This window comes from Nonomuraea gerenzanensis (assembly GCF_020215645.1).
In the GTDB taxonomy this organism is placed as follows: domain Bacteria; phylum Actinomycetota; class Actinomycetes; order Streptosporangiales; family Streptosporangiaceae; genus Nonomuraea; species Nonomuraea gerenzanensis.
The window spans coordinates 2,789,087-2,807,022 of sequence record NZ_CP084058.1 but is presented as its reverse complement, the minus strand read 5'-3'; the positions used below and the strand labels follow the sequence as shown (position 1 = coordinate 2,807,022).

Genomic DNA, 17,936 nt, shown 5'->3' with positions numbered 1-17,936 from the left:
CGCAGGACTCGCCACCGTATGTGCGATCGCATTACCCACCCAGACAGCCTCCGCCCGAACAACCACCGCAACACCCCCGGTGAAGGCACTCAAAGCCCAGCTGATCCCCGGCAAAGGCGTCAAGCTCACCCAATCGAGCAGCGTCACCCTCGATTTCACCGTCGACGACCAATCCATGCAGGTCCAGGTGAACACCCGCACAGTAGGCACCCTCGCCTTCGGCAAGGGCAGCGTCCGCAGTGCCGACCTCCGTGTCGCCATGTCCACCCGCCAGCAAAAGGCCGACCCTCCCTACCGGGTCATCGCCGAGGGCAGAAATGCCTACGTGACCAATTCGGGCATCGCCAGGGCGCTGCCGCAGGGCCGTTCCTGGGTCCAGGCGAGGACCAGCGAGCGCAGGAACCCCCTCCTCGACCTGGGCATCACGCCGGCGGACCTGCAATTCATGCTGGACAACTCCTCGCAGGTGGCGGCCGGTGAATATGCGGGCACCGCCACGCTCGCCGAATTCCGGCGCGACAAGTCGGCGGGAGAGGGAAACGTGGAATTCCGGCTGTACTTCGACAAGCGCAACCTGCTCACCCGCACGGTCATCGACTCGACGACCTCCCCGGACGACGACTCCACTGCCTATGACCAGATGGCCTTCCACACCGACACGAAGTATTCGGGGTGGGGCGTCAAGGTGAAGATCACGCCGCCGGCGGCCGGGAAGGTCATCAGCGAGAAGAAGCTCGACGCGAAGACCCGCAAGGCCGTCATCAAGGCGGGGTATCCGGAGAGCGGCCCCTTCTGAGCGCCACGCGACCGACGCAGCGCGACCGGCGTAACTCGACCGGCGTAATGCCGACCGACGCAACGCGAAAGACGTGAAGACACTAGCCCTGGCACTACCTCGAAGACGGGACGTACCACGATCGTGATCCGGCCCCGGAACGGCGAGCGTAGAGGGCATGAAGTTGATAGCGATCACCGCGATGATCGGCGCGCTCGCGACCGCCCCCTCCCCGGCGGCGGACACCCTCCGCTGGGGCCCGTGCGAGGGCGCCGAGCGGCCGAAGGACCTGCAGTGCTCCACCGTCCAGGTGCCGGTGGACTGGACGAAGCCGGACGGCCGCAAGATCACGATCAAGCTGGCCCGGCTGCCCGCCACCGGCAGGTCCGAGGGCATGGTGTTCAACGTCCCCGGCGGCCCCGGCGTGTCCGGGATCGACGACCTCGCCTATGACCGCGACGACTTCGCCAAGCTGCGTGAGCGGTTCGACGTGGTCAGTCTCGAGCCGCGCAACGCCGCCACGTACGGACTGCTGCCCCTCGAGTGCTTCACCACCGGCCCGTGGATCACCCCGCCCCGCACCAGGAGCGAGTACGCCCAGCTCGGCGCGACGATCCGCAAGGGCGCGCAGAAGTGCAGGAACGCCGATCCCGCGTTCTTCGACGGCTTCAACTCGGCGTCCGTGGCGCGGGACATCGACGCGATCAGGGCCGCGCTCGGCGAGCGGCGGCTGAACATCCTGGCCACCTCGTACGGCGGCGTGACCGGCGTCACGTACGCCCGCCTGTTCCCCCAGCGGATCCGGACCATGTACCTGGACGGGGTGACCAACCAGCTCCGCGACACCATGGCGGACGCCCGGGCGCGGTACCACCAGGCCGAGGAGCAGTTCGGGCGGTTCCTGGAGTGGTGCGAGTCGGCGCGGGACGTCTGCGGCGACGGCATGGGCGCACGCTGGCGGAAGCTGGTGGCCGCCGCCGACCGCACGCCGATCCCCATCGACGGTGATGCGGCCACGTACACCGGGTTCGACCTGCAGACGGCGGCGATGCCGAATGTGCGCACGCCAGGCCCCGCGCCCGAGTACCCGCGCTGGCGGCAGCTCGCCCAGGCGATCAAGCAGGCCGAGGCCGGGGACGCGGGCGGGTTCGCGAAGTACATCAAGGCGGGCACCGGCAGCCCGAAGCTGATGTCGCTGGTAGGCATGAACATGACGCACTGCGCCGACGGCCTGCGCTACCGCGACTACGGTGAGTACCAGGCCGTGCGCGCGCTGGGCGAGAAGCTGTCGCCGAACTTCGCCGGAGCCGGGGTGTGGCACCGGCTCGGCTGCGTCGGCTGGCCGATCCCCGTGACGAACCCCGCCGGCCCCCTGCCCGCCGGCCTGCCGCCGTTCCTCGGCGCCGGCACGTGGGAGGACCACGCGAACACGGCCGACATCGTACGCCGGGTGCCCGGCTCGGCGACGGTGCGCTACGAGGGGCACGGCCACGGGCTGTACCTCTCGGGCGACGCGTGCACGATCGCGCACGCCAACGCGTACCTGACGGACCTGCGCCTGCCCCCGCCCGGCACGACCTGCCGGCCCGCAACGGCGACCGGTTGAGCGACCCGTTCGACACAGGTACGCAGCATGCCGGCCGGGTCGTCGAATCGCATGCCGAGATCCATCCTGCCGACTGCCACCGGTCGGGCCACGGGTGACCCGACCGGTGGCGCACTCAGCGGAACAGGCCCGCCACCGCCAGCACCGGCTCCGGATGCTCGGCCAGCAGGGCGCTCACCTCCCGATGCGGGTTCTCCCCGGCGCCGGCCACACTCCACTCACCCTCGCACCCGAGCACCCCCGCCACCGCGTCGCACGTGTCCGGATGCGCCCTGAGCAGCGACGCCACCGGCCCGGCGGCCACAGGAGCGGACGTGACGGTGGCGGGCTTGGGCCGGGGCGTCCACGGCGGCACCCAGGAGTCCACGGCCGTCAGCGAGCCGGGGAACGTGCGCCCGGCCTCCCGGATGAGCACCGGCACCAGCTCCGCCGCCCCGTCGCGCAGCGTGGTGATCAGTTTGGGCAGCCACGGCAGCAGCACGTTGTCGGGCAGCCGCCCGAACGCCTTCGAGATCACCTCCACCACGAACCCCGACAACCCGGGAGCGGGCTCCATGGCCTGCACGAACCCCATGATGTACAGCGGGAAGGACGGGACGACCAGCGGGTTGGCGAGCAGCTCGTCGCAGCGGGCCCGCAGGTCGGCGATCGGCAGCAGGCCGAGCTGGTGGTGGGCCGCCCACAGCAGCGCCACCTTGTCGGGCGCCTCCGGGTGTGACTGCTGCACCGCCAGCTCGAGCTGCGCCCGGTCGCAACCGAGCGCCAGCGCCAGGCTCTCCATCGTGAACAGGAAGCCCAGCATGGCCGCCACCTGCCGCACGCCGGTGTCGCCGTCCACGAAGGCCGTCGGCAGCAGCGTGCAGTAGTGCGCGTACCCGGTCGTCACGAACGACTCGCACCAGGCGGGCAGCTCCGGCTCGTTGGCCCGGTAGTAGGCGAGCAGCCGCCGGATGCGGCGCAGCACCTCGGGCGCGTCGTCCACGGTGCGCTCGGCGGACAGCAGCTCCACCGCCCGCGCCCCCAGCTCGTCGGCGAAGCGCCGGCTGCCGAGGAACAGGATGGAGTCCTCGACCGCCGCCAGCGCGACCGCCGCCGTGGCCTTGGGGTCGTGCACCGAGCGCCGCAGCCGCTGCTCCAGCACCTGCTCGATGGTGACGCCCTCGTAGCCCAGCTCGATGATCGAGCGCTGGTGCTTGCCGAACGCCAGGTCCCAGCTCTCCTGGATGGAGCGCTCGCCCAGCCTGCGCTCGCCCATGATGGGCCGCACCGCGTCGGACGGCAGCAGGTACCGCAGCATCCACAGCAGGTCGGAGCAGGGCACCAGCTCGGGCTCGGCGTTCAGGTCGAGCAGCGCCCGCTGGATCGTCCGCTTCTCCAGGTCCAGCCCGAGCGGCTTGAGCCGGTCGTAGACGTTCCTGGCCAGCGGGGGCATCGCGTCGTAGCCGACCTCGCCGACGCGGTCGCCGCCGAGCAGGATCTCGCACAGCCGCCGGATGTCGCGCCTGCCCGGCACCGCGTCCTTCTCGATGCACGTGACGGCGGCGTCCTGGAAGTCGTACGGGGTGGGCCTGGCGCGGTTGCGCATGCCGGCCAGCAGGATCGAGGTCTCGTAGACCGCGATCGCGTCGGCGGTGCTGGCCAGGTAGCCGTTGCGCCGGGCCAGCCGGACGATGTCCACCGACCAGCCGACCAGCTCGGCGTCGTCGAGCGGGTCCAGCGCCGGCGGCCTGGACAGGAACCCGGTCAGCTTGTCGGACACCTCCGCCTGCGGCGCGGCGGGCGCGGGCAGCTTGGCCGCGCGCTTGCGCGTGCCCTTCTGCCCTTCGAGCTGGAACGGGGTCAGTTTGTTGCGGGTGAGCGCCTTGGTCCAGGTCGCCGCCGCGATCGACACCGAGCCGGAGGCCAGCCCGAACTGCGCCTCGATGGCGGAGTAGCTGGACGGGATGAGGCCGTACAGCCATTTCGTGCCGGTGCGCGGGCTGATCTCGTAGGGCGCCGTGGAGCCGAGGCCGAACTGCTCGACGTGGCTGGCGGCGTGGAAGGCGCCGCACACGTACAGGCAGTCGGCCGGGTCGGCGCCGGAGGCGGCCAGGTGCTCGCGCATCCTGGTCCACATGTAGCGCTCGCGCTCCTCGTCCATGGTCAGCCGGCCGCTGTCGGGGCGCAGCCGGCGGAACAGGCTGCCGATCAGCACCATGACCTGGCGGTAGGTCTCGTAGTCTGCGCCGGACAGGGGCTGCTCGACGTACTGGTCCCACCACTCCGACCAGTGGCGCACCTTGCCGTGGTGCAGCAGGTGCTCCTCCAGCTCGGCGAAGCCGGGGCGCAGGTCGCCGATCTCGACGCCCACGGCGTCGCCGTGCAGGGCCGCCTCCTCGTCCTTCGGGGTGGCGGGCTGCTCCTGCTTGGGCTCCCACTGGAAGACGTGGTCGGTCGAGCGGTCCACCAGCACCAGCTCCACGCCGGGGGTCTCCAGCGCGTACGAGATGGCCTGGTACTCGGCCGACGCCTCCGTGATGGGCGCCACCACGCTGAGCGGCGCCGACTCCTTGGGGAAGCCGTCGAGGTCCGTCGCGAACGCCTGCAGCGCCACCGGCAGGCGGCAGTTGCGCAGCTCGGTCAGCAGCGGCTGGAGGTCCTCGCACAGCTCCAGGTAGATGACCTTCGGCTGCTTCTCGCGCAGCCTGCGCACCATCGCCAGCGCGGAGGCCGGCGAGTGGTGGCAGACGGGGAAGATCTCCAGCTCTTCGCGCAGCGCCCGGTCCACGTCCTCCACCAGGCCCGACAGGATGCCGGACACGGCGACGGGGCTGCCGGCGAACTGCTCGGCGGCGTCGAGGAGCTGCTCGCGCAGCGCACTGAACGGGCTGCTCATGACAGGGTGGCGATGGCCTCGCGGCCGCCCTCGAGGAACTCCGGCCACTCCCCGCCCTGCTTCTTGCTGCGGGGCTCGACGACACCGTGCCAGTACTTGTTGAGGATGGCCAGGTCCTCGGGGCTGCGCCGGGCCAGCGAGCCGACCAGCGACCCGGCCAGCGTCTGGGCGCGCAGCACGCGGTCGCCGAAGAAGTGGCTGTGCAGGATGGCGTCCTCCAGCACGCCGATCTGCTCGGCTGTGGACAGCGCCGACTCCAGCTTCTCGTCGTCGCTGGTGGCCGAGGCCGCCGCCGAGCGCAGGTCGGCGAAGCTCTGCAGCAGGATGTCGAGCAGCGTCGGCGGCAGGTCCAGCTCGATCCGGTGCCTGCGCAGCAGCTCCTCGGTGCGGAAGCGGACGATCTCCGCCTCGCTCTTCTTGTTCGTCACGACCGGGATGCGGACGAAGTTGAAGCGCCGCTTGAGCGCCGAGGACAGGTCGTTGACGCCCCGGTCCCGGCTGTTGGCGGTGGCGATGATGGAGAAGCCGGGCTGGGCGAAGACGATGTTGTCGTCGTCGAGCTCGGGGATGGAGACGTACTTCTCCGACAGGATCGAGATGAGCGCGTCCTGCACGTCGCTGGTGGAGCGGGTCAGCTCCTCGAAGCGGCCGATCACGCCGCGCTCCATCGCCGTCATGATCGGCGAGGGGATCATGGACGCGCGGGACTGCCCCTTGGCGATGACCATGGAGACGTTCCACGAGTACTTGATGTGGTCCTCGGTGGTGCCCGCCGTGCCCTGCACCACGAGGGTGGAGTTGCGGCAGATCGCCGCCGCGAGCAGCTCGGCCAGCCAGCTCTTGCCGGTGCCCGGGTCGCCGATCAGCAGCAGGCCCCGGTCGGAGGCCAGCGTCACGATGGCGCGCTCGACGAAACTGCGGTCGCCGAACCACTTCTGCGGGATCTCGCGCTCGATCCCGTCGGAGCGCTCGGAGCCCAGGATGAACACCCGGATCATGCGCGGGCTGAGCCGCCACGAGAACGGCTTGGGCGCGTCGTCGATCGACTCCAGGTAGTCGAGCTCCTCGGCGTACTTGACCTCTGCGGGGGCGCGCAGCATGTCGTCACTCATTCGCCAGTCTCCTAGGTGAGGAAGTTCTTGAGCTCGAAGACGAGCTTGTGGATGTGACCCGAGATCACGGGGGTGCCCAGGTCCTTGAATTTCTTGCGGAACCACGGATCGACGCTCTGCACGCCGGAGCTGTTGACCGAGCCGACGGGGATGAACTTCACGCCCGACCGGTAGACGGCCTCGATGCCCTCGTAGAGCGGCTGGGAGGCGCCGAACTCGTAGAAGTCGGAGATCCACACCATCACGGTGTTGCGCGGGTCGCTGATCTTCGGGCGGGCCATGGCCATCGCCACCGGCCCGTTGTTGCCGCCGCCGAGGTTGGTGCGCATCAGCACCTCGAACGGGTCGTGCACCCACGGCGTCAGGTCGATCGCCCGGGTGTCGTAGGCGATCAGGTGCACGTCCACCTTCGGCAGCCCGGCGAAGATGGAGGCCAGGATGGTGCAGTTGACCATCGAGTCCGTCATCGAGCCCGACTGGTCGACGACCACGATCAGGCGGGCCGGGGTGGTGCGGTGGGCCGTCTGCTTGTAGTAGAGCCGGTCCACGTAGAGCCGCTGGTCTTCCGGGCTCCAGTTGGTGAGGTTCTTCCAGATCGTGCGCTCGACGTCGAGGTTGCGAAAGACCCGCTTGGGCGGCACCGACCGGTCGATGACGCCGGAGCTGGTCTTCTCCACCTGGGTACGCAGCACCTCGGCGACCTCGTCGACGTACTTGCGGATCAGCGCCTTGGCGTTGGCCAGCGCCACGCCCGACAGGTTCGACTTGTCGCGCAGGAGCTGCTCGATGAGCGACATGCTGGGCGTGAGCTGCGCGGCCAGGGCCGGGTCGGCGAGCACCTCGCGCAGGTGCATGCGCTTGACCAGGTCGCCCTCCAGGCCGGCGAGCACCTTGGCCAGCTCCTCGTTGCCGGGGCTGTGGCGCAGGCCGCCCGGCTCGCAGCCCATGCCGCGCTCGAACCAGGCCGCGTCCTGCTTCCAGCTCTCCAGCTGGCCGGCGGTGACGTTGCCCGAGCCGGTCGCGAACACGTTCAGCAGCAGCTTGGAGACCAGGGCGGCGCGGCGCACCTCGTCGCCCGCCTCGTGCTCCTTGTCGGCCATCAGGCCGTCGAACTCGGCGGCCAGGTCGGGGAAGCGCTGCACCAGGTTGTCGACCGACACCCCGGGGTCGAGCAGCGCGAGCGGCAGGTCGAGGTCGCCGACGATGCCCAGGCTGGCGGTCTCCAGCGCGGGCTGCTCGTCGGGGCTGAACAGCCGCGACATCAGGCGCCAGTAGAGCACCTGCCGCCGGGTCTGGTCGGCGCTCTGCCCCACGGTGTCGGAGGCCGGGGCTGTAACCGGGCCGGCAGTGGTATCGGCGGTCATGTCCGTCATTTCCGCAACAGCCGTCCCGCGCGCTCGCGCAGCACCGCGACCACGTCACCGTTCTTGGTCTCGGCCTTGGCCACCTTGGGGTCGGTGGGGCCCAGGGCCCAGTCGCCGTTGTGCGCGGCGACGGGCTGCTTCTTGACCGCCGCCTGGACGGCGAGCGGCTGCAGCATCCACTGCCCGCCGTCCCAGCGCACCAGCCCGATGCAGGCCGTGGACGCCTTGACCAGCCCCGGGGTGAGCGGGCCGGCGGACGGCAGCCGGTCGAGGTCGAGGGCGAGCTTGTTGCCCCCCAGGTCGATGGTCTGCCCGTCGCACTTGTACGCCTCGACGAAGACGGGCTCGGCGATGCGGACGGGATGCCGGTCGAGCGGCGTGACCGCCGGCGGCGTCGCGGCGGCGAGCTGCAGCCTGGCCGTGGCGAACGGGTCGGCGTCGTCGCCCGCGCGGGCCCGGTGGTTCTCCCACACCAGGTCGCCGCCGGGCAGCAGCGGCATGTCGGTGATCTCCACGCTGCGGTGCTGCGCCAGCGCGGACAGCAGCACCGGCTGGTCGCGCAGCAGCTTCCACACGGTGGGCCCGACGATGGTGTCGACCTTGGCCGCCGCCATGCTCGTGCGGACCAGCCTGGCGGGCCCGCCGCCGGCCGGCTCCAGGACGGCGTGGATCTGGACGCGTACGACGGTGGCGTGCTCGTGCACGTCGGCGCCCAGGATCAGCATCCGGCCCGACACCGGCTCGGCGCCGCCCCCGTGCCACGGCCCGTGCTGCGCCAGCAGCATGGCCCGCGTCCACAGGTCGGCCCACCGGCGGGCGGGCAGCCGCTCCATCGTGGCCACCGGGCTGGAGGCCCGCAGCTCCGCCGCCAGCCCGTCGAGCAGCACCGCCAGCCCGCGCAGCTCGGGCACGGCCAGCAGCGCCTCGATCGTCTGGTCGGCCGAGGACACCAGGTCGTGATCGACCCCGCGCCAGCCGACGATGGCCAGCTCGCGCAGCCACACCCGGCAGCCGGCCAGCAGGTTCTCCGCCACCTCCGGCTCGCTCTCGGCGGGTTGCCAGGCGGCGCGCGTGCGGCCCAGCGCCCCGTCGAGACGGGCGAGCAGCGCGTCGTGCACCGCGCCGAACAGCGCGGCCCTGCCGCCGGCCAGCGCCGCGAGGTGCTCGTCGGCCACGGAGCCCGCGGCCACCTTCTCCACCGCCTCGCCCACCCGGTCGCCGAGGGGGCTGCCGGCCAGCGCGCCCGCCAGGGCGGCCAGCGCCGCGGCGGGCTCCTCGCCGAGCCTGGCCAGCCCGAGGGTGAGCGCGCCGTCGAAGCCCGCCACCAGGTCGAGCGCCTGGTCGACCCCCTCGGGGGCGTCGCCGAGCAGCTCGCTCAGCTGTACGTCGAGCATCAGCACACCGCCTTGTCTGAGACGTACGTGATCGGCATCAGCGCACCGCCCCCGTCGCGGGGAACCAGTGCAGCTCGGCCATCGGCTCGTTGCTGTCGGGCACCTCCAGGTAGGCCAGGTGCCGCAGGAACCGGCTGAACACCACGGCCGCCGGGGTGCGCTCGACGTGCCCCGTGATCTCGTGCATCAGCTGGCCGCCCTCGGGCACCTCGACCCGCAGGTAGCGGGCCACCCGGTCCAGCCCGTACTGCACGACGGCCTCGTCGGCCAGCATGCGGATGTGTTTGCACGCGTAGCCGTGCAGCGCGCCGCACGGCCGGTTGTTGTTGGTGCTGCAGCTCAGCGCGTGTGTGCCCGCGGTGATCGAGGAGACGTAGACCCGTTCGATGTCGGATCCGCTCGACACGACCCCCTGCAGCCGGCCGTCGGCCAGCTCGACGAAGGGCACCTTCGCCAGTTTGCGTGGCTCCACGGGTGGCACCACCCGCACCACGCTGCGCCGCTCCCACGCGGTTCTGTCCGCGTCCACGACCCTGAAACCTCCCGCCCCGCCGGCTCGCGGCGCAGGCGGAAGTGCCCGCGCCCACGCGGCCGGCTGATCAATTGATCCGGGAACTTACCGGAGCCCACCGACAGATCCGGGGCAAATGATCAAAGCGCCCGGCGGGCAGGGACGCGCGCCATCCGGAGGTGATTGTCCATAATATTGTCTACCAAGACACCGGAGGAGGATCGCGTGAGCTCAGGGCCCCCGCACGCGGAGACGCTGACCGACCGGGTCAGGGCGGCCATCCTCGGCGGCGACTTCGTGCCCAACCAGCGGCTGGTCGAAGCGGACGTGTGCGAGCAGTTCGGCGCCCCGCGGGCCGCGGTGCGCGAGACGTTCAAGGAGCTCGCCGGGGAGGGGCTCGTCGAGATCCTACGCAACAAGGGCGCCCGTGTCCGGGCGATCTCGAAGGCGGAGGCCATCGAGATCACGGAGGTGCGGATGGTGCTGGAGGGCCTGTCGGCCGCCAAGGCCGCGGAACGGGTGACGCCCGAGCAGGCCGAACAGCTGCGCGAGACCGTCGCCGGCATGCGGGCGGCGGTGGAGCGCAACGACCTGGACCGGTATTCGGAGCTGAACGCCGCACTGCACGCCGACATCCGCCGCATCGCCGGGCACCGGACGTCCGCGGCGATCATCGAGCGGCTCGGGGCGCAGGTGGTGCGGCACAAGTTCCGCCTGGCCAGGCAGCCGGGACGGGCGGCGGTGTCGCTGCCGCAGCACGAGCTGATCGTGGCGGCCATCGTGGCCCGCGACCCGGAGGCGGCCCAGACGGCCATGCAGCAGCACCTGCGCAGCGTCGCCAAGGCACTGGAGGCGACCCCGGACTGACGTCACGCCTCCGGCACGGGCGGGATGCCGGTGCGGGTGACCTCGTCGAGCGTGGCGGTCGTGGCCCGCGTCATGGTGCCGACCACGCCCAGCTCCTCCAGCATGCGCGTGGCCGCCTCCATCTCGTGCACCCGCCGCACCCCGTGCTGCCCCGCACCACGCAGCAGCCGCACCACGAACTCCTCGTCGGCGGCGCGGACCGTCTCCAGCAGATGCCCCCAGAACCATTCCCCCAGCCCGGCCTCGATCGCCGCCCGCTGCGACTCGATGACGAGCGCGCTCAGCCCCTTGACCAGCACGCTGCGCAGCAGCTTCCGGGCGGCGGCGTCGCCGGCCGAGCCCCCGATCGGCGTCACGGACAGGCCCAGCCCGCCGGCGAGGGCGGCGAAGCGGTCCGCCTGCGCCCCGCTGGCCAGGATCGGGGTGGCCAGGCCGCGCAGCGGGACCGGTGCCATGATCGCGCCGTCCACGACCGCCGCCCCCGAGGGCTCCAGCAGCTCGGCGATGCGCCGCTTGTCGGCGGGCGCACCTGTGGACAGGTCGGCGTAGAGGGTGCCGGGCCCGAGGTGCGGGCGGGACTCGGCGCAGGCGGCGAGGCTGTCGGCCCCGGTCGTCACGGCGATGACGACGTCGGCTCCGCGCACGGCGTCGGCGTTGCGGGCGACCAGCCATGGCACGTCCCCCGGAGGGTGGGCGGGGTCGTACACGCGCAGCCGTACCTTGTCCGCCAGTCCAGCGGCGAGAATATGACCGACCTCGCCGTGACCGAGCAGCGCCACCTGGGGTGCGTCCATGACGCCATCCTCTCCCAACGGAACCAAATCGTTGACAATATTGCGTGAAGTCCCGCCCACACCTCCACTCAACGGACCAACACTCCCGTATTGGCGATGAAACTGTTGACAATCTGGTTGTGAAACTTCTAGCGTCAGCGAGGTGACCCCGGCTATGACCTCTTCTCGTACCCTGTTGGTGATCAGTGCTCACGCCGGCGACTTCGTCTGGCGCGCGGGCGGCGCGATAGCCCTGGCCACGAGCCGCGGCGAGCGCGCCAAGGTGGTGTGCCTCAGCTACGGCGAGCGCGGCGAGTCCGCGAAGGCGTGGCGCGCGGGCAGGACGCTGGAGGAGATCAAGGCGATCCGGCGCGAGGAGGCCGAGCACGCCGCCGCGGAGCTGGGCGCCGAGATCGAGTTCCTCGACGCGGGCGACTACCCCCTGGTGGAGAGCCAGGAGCTGGTCGACCGGCTGGTCCGCGTCTACCGCGACGTGGTGCCCGACGTGGTGCTGACGCACACTCTGGCCGACCCGTACAACGGCGACCACCCGGCCGCGGCGCGCATGGCGCTGCAGGCGCGCGTGCTGGCGCAGGCGATCGGCTACGAGGCGCCCGGCGAGCCGCTCGGCGCGCCCCCCGTGTTCTTCTTCGAGCCGCACCAGCCCGAGCAGTGCGACTTCAAGCCGGAGGTGCTGCTCGACATCACCCCGGTGTTCGACAGGAAGCGCAAGGCGATGGAGTGCCTGCCGGCCCAGCAGCACATGTGGGACTACTACACCGACCTGGCCAAGCGCCGCGGCGTGCAGCTCAAGCGCAACGCGGGCCCGAACCTGGGGCTGGCGCACGACACCGTGGGTGAGGCGTACATGCGGCTGTACCCGCAGGTCACGGACGTGCTGTCGTGAGGAACGTGGTCGTCACCGGCATCCCGCGCGCCGACCTCGGCCGGATCGACACCCTGGCCGCGTACGGCGTCGCGACCGTGCACGAGGCGCTCGGCCGCACCGGCTACCTCGGCCCCGGCCTGCGCCCCGCCTGGCCGGGCGCCAGGACGGGCGGCAACGCCGTCACCGTGCTGTCCTGGCCGGGCGACAACCTGATGATCCACGTCGCGGTCGAGCAGTGCCAGATCGGCGACATCCTGGTCGTCACCACGACGTCGCCGTCCACGGACGGCATGTTCGGGGAGCTGTTCGCGACCGCGCTGCGGTATCGCGGCGTACGCGGCGTGGTGATCAACGCGGGCGTCCGCGACGTGGCCGAGCTGCGCGAGATGGGCTTCCCGGCCTGGAGCGCGGCGGTCAGCGCGCAGGGCACGGTGAAGGCGACCCCGGGCGCGGTGAACGTGCCGATCACGATCGGCGGGCAGCTCATCAGGCCAGGCGACACGATCCTGGCCGACGACGACGGCGTGCTCGTGTGCCCCCGCGCGGACCTCGACCGGGCCATCACCGCCTCCGCCGCCCGCGCCGACAAGGAGGCCACCACGCGCGCCGCCTTCCTGAAGGGCGAGCTCGGCCTCGACCGGTACGGCCTGCGCGAGCGCCTGCCCGGCCTGGGCATCACCTACGAGGAGTACGACGGTGAGCGATGACGGGGTGCGCTGCATGCTCATGCGCGGCGGCACCTCGAAGGGCGCCTACTTCCTGGCCGGCGACCTGCCCGGCGACCCGGCGGAGCGCGACGACCTGCTGCTGCGCACCCTGGGCAGCCCCGACCCGCGACAGATCGACGGCATCGGCGGCGCGCACCCGCTGACCAGCAAGGTCGCGGTCGTCTCGGCGAGCGCCGACCCGTCCGCCGACGTGGACTACCTCTTCCTCCAGGTCGCCGTGGACGAGCCGGCCGTCTCCAGCCGCCAGAACTGCGGCAACCTGCTGGCGGGCGTGGGCCCGTTCGCCGTCGAGCGCGGGCTCGTCACGGCCGGGGACGAGCACACCGAGGTACGCATCCGCCTGGTCAACACCGGCGGCATGGCCACCGCGAGCTTCCCCACCCCCGGCGGAAGGGTGGACTACCGGGGCGGCACCGCCATCTCGGGCGTGCCGGGCACGGCCGCCGCCGTCGTGCTCGGCTTCGCGGACACGGCCGGCTCCACGACCGGCCGGCTGCTGCCGACGGGGCGCGTGCTGGACGTGATCGACGGCATCGAGGTGACCTGCGTCGACAACGGCATGCCGGTCGTCGTCGCGGCGGCCACCGACCTGGGGATCACCGGCTACGAGACCCACCACGAGCTGGCCGGCGACCGCGCCCTGCTCGACCGGGTGCAGGCGCTGCGGCTCCGGGCCGGCGAGCTGATGGGGCTCGGCGACGTACGGGAGGAGCCGGTGCCCAAGACCACGCTCGTCGCCCCGCCCAGGGACGGCGGGGCGCTGTGCACCCGCACGTTCATCCCGGTCCGCCCGCACGCGGCGATCGGCGTGCTGGGCGCCGTCAGCGCCGTCACGGCCGCGCTGCTGCCGGGCGGCGTGGCGCGGCGGCACGCCCGCCTGGCCGGGGGCAGCCGCTTCGACGTCGAGCACCCCACCGGCCACCTGGAGGTGGAGGTGGAGCTCGACCTGTCCACCGATCCGCCGACCGCGCTGCGGGCGGCCAACGTGCGCACCGCGCGCAAGCTCTTCGACGGAACGGTCTACCCGCGGGAAGGAGAACCGTGAACGCCCTGCTGCACGACGTCGCCCACCTCGGCCACGTCGAACTGCTCACCCCCCGGCCCGAGCGGAGCCTGTGGTTCTTCACCGAGATCCTCGGCATGACGGCCGCGAGCCAGGACGGCGACTCGGTCCACCTGCGCACGTACGACGACTACGAGCACCACAGCCTGACACTGACCGCGCACCACACCTCGGGCATCCGCGCGACCGGCCTGCGCGCGAGCAGCCAGGAGGCGCTCGACCGCCGGGTGCTGGCGATCGAGGAGGCGGGGCTCGGCATCGGCTGGCGCGACGGCGAGCCGGGCCGCGGCCCGACGTACGCCTTCCACGACCCGGACGGCCACGAGCTGCGGCTGTACTGGGAGTCGGAGTGGTACGAGGCCCCCGAGGAGCTGCGCCCGGCGCTGAAGAACCAGCCGCAGGCCTTCCCCGGCCACGGCGTCGGCGTGCGCCGGCTGGACCACGTCAACTTCCTGGCCGCCGAGGCCGCGGCGAACGGCGCGTTCGTGCGTGACGTGCTCGGCGCCCGCGTCACCGAGCAGATCAGGCTCGACACCGGCCGGATCTCGGCCCAGTGGCTGCACTTCGGCAACAAGTCCTACGACCTCGTCTACACCGACGACTGGTCGGGCGACTCGGGCCGGCTGCACCACCTCGCCTTCGCCACGAACGCGCGCGAGGACATCCTGCGGGCGGCCGACATCTGCCTGGAGAACGACGTCTTCATCGAGACGGGCCCGCACAAGCACGCCATCCAGCAGACGTTCTTCCTGTACGTCTACGAGCCCGGCGGCAACCGCGTCGAGCTGTGCAACCCGCTGACCAGGCTCATCCTGGCCCCCGACTGGCGGACCATCACGTGGACGGAGGCCGAGCGCGCCAAGGGCCAGGCGTGGGGCCTGAAGACGATCGCCTCCTTCCACACCCACGGGACGCCGCCGGTCACCCCGGCTTGACGGCCTCCCAGGCGGGATGCTCGCCGGGCGCCAGCTCGGCGAAGTCGGGCAGGTCGCGCAGCGCCTCCTCGGCGCCGCCCGGCGTGTACGTGGCGATGATCCGCAGGGGACGCCACCCGGTGTTGAACGTCGAGTGCAGCGTGCCCATCGGGATGTAGACCGCGTCCCCGGCCGTGACCGCGAACTCGGGCCCGTCGCCGACTGTCTGCCGCCCCTCCCCCTCGATGAGGTAGAGCACCTCGTCGGAGAAGGGATGCTGGTGGCGGTCGTGCCCCTGGCCGGGGTTGATCACGACCTCGCCGAACGTGGACGAGGCGCCCGGCACGCTTCCGGGCGTCACGTGCCACTTGATCGAGCCCCAGCCGAACACCATGGTCGGCACGTCGTCCGGTCTGCGGTGCATGAGTTCTCCCTACAGGCTCTTGAAGGCACGCAACTGGTCGGCGATGGCCCGCTCGGCGGGCAGGCGCTCCATGGAGGAGGCGCCGAAGAAGCCCGCGACGCCGGTGGTGCGCGCCTGGATGTAGGCGACGTCGTCGGGCTCGGCGATGGGGCCGCCGTGGCACAGCACGATGATCTCCGGGTTCACCGCCACGGCGGCGTCACGCAGCTCCTGGACGCGGACGGCCGACTCGTCCAGGGTGAGCGCGGTCCTGGCGCCGATGCTGCCCTTGGTGGTCAGGCCCATGTGCGGCACGACGATGTCGGCGCCCGCCCTGGCCATGGCCGTGGCCTGCTCGATGGTGAAGACGTACGGGGCGGTGAGCAGGCCGCGCTCGGCGGCCAGCCGGATCAGCTCGACCTCCAGGTCGAAGCCCATGCCGGTCTCCTCCAGGTTCGCCCGGAAGACGCCGTCGATGAGGCCGACGGTGGGGAAGTTCTGGACGCCGGTGAAGCCCATGGCCTTGAGCTGGTCGAGGAAGTGCGGCATGAGCCGGAACGGGTCGGTGCCGCAGACCCCGGCCAGCACCGGGGTGTCCTCGACGACCGGCAGCACCTCGCCGGCCATCTCGACCACGATCGCGTTGGCGTCCCCGTACGGCATCAGCCCCGCCAGCGAGCCGCGCCCGGCCATCCTGAACCGGCCCGAGTTGTAGATGATGATCAGGTCCACGCCGCCGGCCTCGGCCGCCTTGGCGGACAGCCCGGTGCCCGCGCCCGCCCCGATGACGAGCCTGCCGGACTTCTGCTCGGCCCTGAGCCTGGCGAGTGCCTCGTCGCGGTTCATGCCGCCCCCTTCTGGATCAGCTCGTGCAACCGGTCGGCGGCGGCGACCGCGAACCGGGGCTGGTTGATGTCGTCCTCGCTCTCCACCACCTGGACGTCCGCCCCTGGACCGCCGGCCTCGGCGGCGCCCGTCACCGCCGCCAGCACGGCCGCGAAGCAGGCGGCGTCGGCGCCGGGGTCGTGGAACGGCCCGCCCTCGACGTCCACGGCCGAGACGCCGCCGCGCGGCACGAACAGCGCCACGGGCCCGGTGGCCGCGGCCAGCTTCGTGCCGATCTCCCTGCCGATCCCGGCGCACTCCTCTGCCGTGGTACGCATCAGCGTCACGGTCGGGTTGTGCACCAGCAGGCGCCGCTGCCTGAACCTCTCCGGCACGGTCTCCACCGGCCCGAAGTTCACCATGTCGACCGCGCCCAGGCTGACGACCTGCGGCACCCCGGCGGCTCCCGCGGCGGTCAGCCGCTCGGGGCCCGCCGACAGGACGCCGCCCACCAGCTCGTCGGCCAGCTCGGTGGTGGTGAGGTCGAGGACGCCCGCGAAGTAGCCGTCCCTGACCAGCGCCTCCATGGCGCGGCCGCCCGCGCCGGTGGCGTGGAAGACGACCACCTCGTAGCCCAGCTCCTCTAGGCGGGCCCTGGCGGCGTTCACGGCGGGGGTGGTCACGCCGAACATGGTGGCGGCGACCAGGGGCCTGTCCTCGGCAGGGGTCTCGCGGCGGCGCCCGTCGTAGGCGGCGGCCATCGCGGCGATCGCCGCCGCCGCGTTGCCGAGGATCGGGCGGGAGATCGCGTTGATCCCGGCGACGTCGACGACGCTGTACATGAGCGTCACGTCGCTCTGCCCGACGTAGGGGGTCACGTCGCCGCTCGCCATGGTGGAGACCAGCAGCTTGGGCACCCCCACGGGCAGCGCGGCCATGGCTGCCGCCGCGATCGAGGAGCCGCCGCTGCCGCCCAGCGCCAGCACGCCGCTCACCCGGCCGGCTTCCCACAGCTCCCTGGCGATCTTCGCGGCTCCGGCGGCCATGACGCTCAGGGCCGCGCCGCGGTCGGCGTCGCCCCTGAGCCGCGCGAGGCTCGCGCCGCCCGCCTCGGCGACGGCCTCCGCCGCGATGTCCGGCATCAGGCCGCCGACCCGCGCCGCCGAGCCCGCGGCGTCCGCACCCGGCGCCGCGGCGTCCGCGCTCGGCGCCGTGACGTCGGCGCTCGGCGCCGTGACGTCCGCGCTCCTGGCCGGGGCGCCCATGACGCCCGCGTCGAGCAGCACGACCTCCTGCCCGGCCGCCGCGACGAGGTCGCGGACGTAGGCGTACTCCGTACCTTTGGTGTCGAGGGTGCCGAGCAGTAACACGGCCATGACCGACCTCCTCCGGGGTTCGCTGCCACCCAGCAACCTCCCCCACCCGGCGGGCCGTCACGCCTCTCAGGGCACGTGGGCCTTGATCGCCACGCTGGTCAGGGCGAGCAGCAACTCCAGGTCCGGCTCGGCGTCCACGTACACCGACACCCACGCCTGGTCCGCGCACGCCTGGACCTGCTCGCACGTGCTCAGGTAGGGGCGCAGCCGGTCGATGGCCGGGGCGGTCAGGCGCACCTGCACCTCGTCGGCGCCGGAGAGCCGGACGATCTCGGTGCCGCGCACGGCGAACGTGGTGCCGCGCCGGCCGTCGCTCGCCGCGAGCGCGGGCCACGAGCGCAGCTCCGCCACCGCTCTGGCCACGTACGGCCCTCGCCGTTCAGCCTCCCGCCGCCAGGCGGTCATCCCTGCCACACCTCCATGCTGGGGTATGCGGGTCCGTGCCGTCAGCGCCCGTTCCG

17 protein-coding genes are annotated in these 17,936 nt (G+C 72.1%); 7 read left to right on the top strand and 10 right to left on the bottom strand.

Annotated features, from left to right (window positions below; translation table 11 throughout):
- The first annotated feature begins 79 nt into the window (after positions 1–79).
- A complete protein-coding gene (locus LCN96_RS13435) occupies positions 80–796 on the top strand; it encodes a hypothetical protein (protein WP_225272933.1) in 717 nt (238 codons plus the stop codon).
- A gap of 157 nt (positions 797–953) precedes the next feature.
- The gene (locus tag LCN96_RS13430) at positions 954–2,381 is read left to right on the top strand and encodes an alpha/beta fold hydrolase (RefSeq protein ID WP_225272932.1); all 1,428 of its coding nucleotides are present in this window, start codon (positions 954–956) and stop codon (positions 2,379–2,381) included.
- Between the two features lie 115 nt (positions 2,382–2,496).
- Here LCN96_RS13430 and LCN96_RS13425 read toward each other — a convergent pair whose 3' ends face one another.
- Genes LCN96_RS13425 through LCN96_RS13405 form a run of 5 tightly spaced genes read right to left on the bottom strand, consistent with a single transcriptional unit; the run spans position 2,497 to position 9,655 of the window.
- Positions 2,497–5,256, bottom strand: coding sequence for a DUF5682 family protein (locus LCN96_RS13425; protein WP_225272931.1), 2,760 nt, complete (start codon positions 5,254–5,256; stop codon positions 2,497–2,499).
- Positions 5,253–6,368: an ATP-binding protein gene (locus LCN96_RS13420; RefSeq protein WP_225272930.1), complete on the bottom strand. Its 1,116-nt coding sequence runs from the start codon at positions 6,366–6,368 to the stop codon at positions 5,253–5,255. Before LCN96_RS13420 ends, LCN96_RS13425 begins: the two co-directional genes overlap by 4 nt.
- Positions 6,369–6,379: 11 nt before the next feature.
- The gene (locus LCN96_RS13415) at positions 6,380–7,732 is read right to left on the bottom strand and encodes a VWA domain-containing protein (RefSeq protein WP_225272929.1); all 1,353 of its coding nucleotides are present in this window, start codon (positions 7,730–7,732) and stop codon (positions 6,380–6,382) included.
- A 5-nt stretch (positions 7,733–7,737) separates the two neighbouring features.
- Positions 7,738–9,126: a hypothetical protein gene (locus LCN96_RS13410; RefSeq protein ID WP_225272928.1), complete on the bottom strand. Its 1,389-nt coding sequence runs from the start codon at positions 9,124–9,126 to the stop codon at positions 7,738–7,740.
- 37 nt (positions 9,127–9,163) lie between these two features.
- Positions 9,164–9,655, bottom strand: coding sequence for a hypothetical protein (locus tag LCN96_RS13405; protein ID WP_225272927.1), 492 nt, complete (start codon positions 9,653–9,655; stop codon positions 9,164–9,166).
- A gap of 207 nt (positions 9,656–9,862) precedes the next feature.
- Here LCN96_RS13405 and LCN96_RS13400 point away from each other — a divergent pair, with 207 nt between their 5' ends.
- Positions 9,863–10,504, top strand: coding sequence for a GntR family transcriptional regulator (locus LCN96_RS13400; RefSeq protein WP_225272926.1), 642 nt, complete (start codon positions 9,863–9,865; stop codon positions 10,502–10,504).
- 2 nt (positions 10,505–10,506) lie between these two features.
- Here the strand turns inward: LCN96_RS13400 and LCN96_RS13395 are convergent, their stop codons facing one another.
- Positions 10,507–11,211 (bottom strand): NAD(P)-dependent oxidoreductase, encoded by a 705-nt coding sequence (locus LCN96_RS13395; RefSeq protein ID WP_225272925.1) that lies wholly within the window; start codon positions 11,209–11,211, stop codon positions 10,507–10,509.
- A 265-nt stretch (positions 11,212–11,476) separates the two neighbouring features.
- Here LCN96_RS13395 and LCN96_RS13390 point away from each other — a divergent pair, with 265 nt between their 5' ends.
- From LCN96_RS13390 to LCN96_RS13375, 4 genes are read left to right on the top strand one after another with little or no spacing between them, the layout of a single operon-like run.
- On the top strand, positions 11,477–12,184 hold the full coding sequence (locus LCN96_RS13390) for a PIG-L deacetylase family protein (RefSeq protein ID WP_263657477.1): 708 nt from the start codon (positions 11,477–11,479) through the stop codon (positions 12,182–12,184).
- On the top strand, positions 12,181–12,873 hold the full coding sequence (locus tag LCN96_RS13385) for a 4-carboxy-4-hydroxy-2-oxoadipate aldolase/oxaloacetate decarboxylase (protein WP_225272923.1): 693 nt from the start codon (positions 12,181–12,183) through the stop codon (positions 12,871–12,873). The genes LCN96_RS13390 and LCN96_RS13385 overlap by 4 nt, the downstream gene beginning before the upstream one ends.
- Positions 12,863–13,939, top strand: a complete 1,077-nt coding sequence (locus LCN96_RS13380; RefSeq protein WP_225272922.1) for a 4-oxalomesaconate tautomerase — start codon at positions 12,863–12,865, stop codon at positions 13,937–13,939. The genes LCN96_RS13385 and LCN96_RS13380 overlap by 11 nt, the downstream gene beginning before the upstream one ends.
- Positions 13,936–14,892 carry a VOC family protein gene (locus LCN96_RS13375; protein WP_225272921.1) on the top strand — a complete coding sequence of 319 codons (957 nt, stop codon included), beginning with the start codon at positions 13,936–13,938 and terminating at the stop codon, positions 14,890–14,892. The genes LCN96_RS13380 and LCN96_RS13375 overlap by 4 nt, the downstream gene beginning before the upstream one ends.
- On the opposite strand, the gene LCN96_RS13370 is transcribed toward LCN96_RS13375, so the two are convergent.
- The 4 genes from LCN96_RS13370 to LCN96_RS13355 form a co-directional block, all read right to left on the bottom strand.
- Positions 14,879–15,295 carry a cupin domain-containing protein gene (locus tag LCN96_RS13370; RefSeq protein ID WP_225272920.1) on the bottom strand — a complete coding sequence of 139 codons (417 nt, stop codon included), beginning with the start codon at positions 15,293–15,295 and terminating at the stop codon, positions 14,879–14,881. The genes LCN96_RS13375 and LCN96_RS13370 overlap by 14 nt on opposite strands.
- A 9-nt stretch (positions 15,296–15,304) precedes the next feature.
- On the bottom strand, positions 15,305–16,120 hold the full coding sequence (locus LCN96_RS13365; protein WP_225272919.1) for a phosphoenolpyruvate hydrolase family protein: 816 nt from the start codon (positions 16,118–16,120) through the stop codon (positions 15,305–15,307).
- Positions 16,117–17,475, bottom strand: a complete 1,359-nt coding sequence (locus LCN96_RS13360) for a Tm-1-like ATP-binding domain-containing protein (protein ID WP_225272918.1) — start codon at positions 17,473–17,475, stop codon at positions 16,117–16,119. Before LCN96_RS13360 ends, LCN96_RS13365 begins: the two co-directional genes overlap by 4 nt.
- Before the next feature lie 66 nt (positions 17,476–17,541).
- Entirely contained in the window at positions 17,542–17,880 is a 339-nt protein-coding gene (locus LCN96_RS13355) for a luciferase domain-containing protein (protein ID WP_225275977.1), read from the bottom strand.
- Positions 17,881–17,936 lie beyond the last annotated feature (56 nt).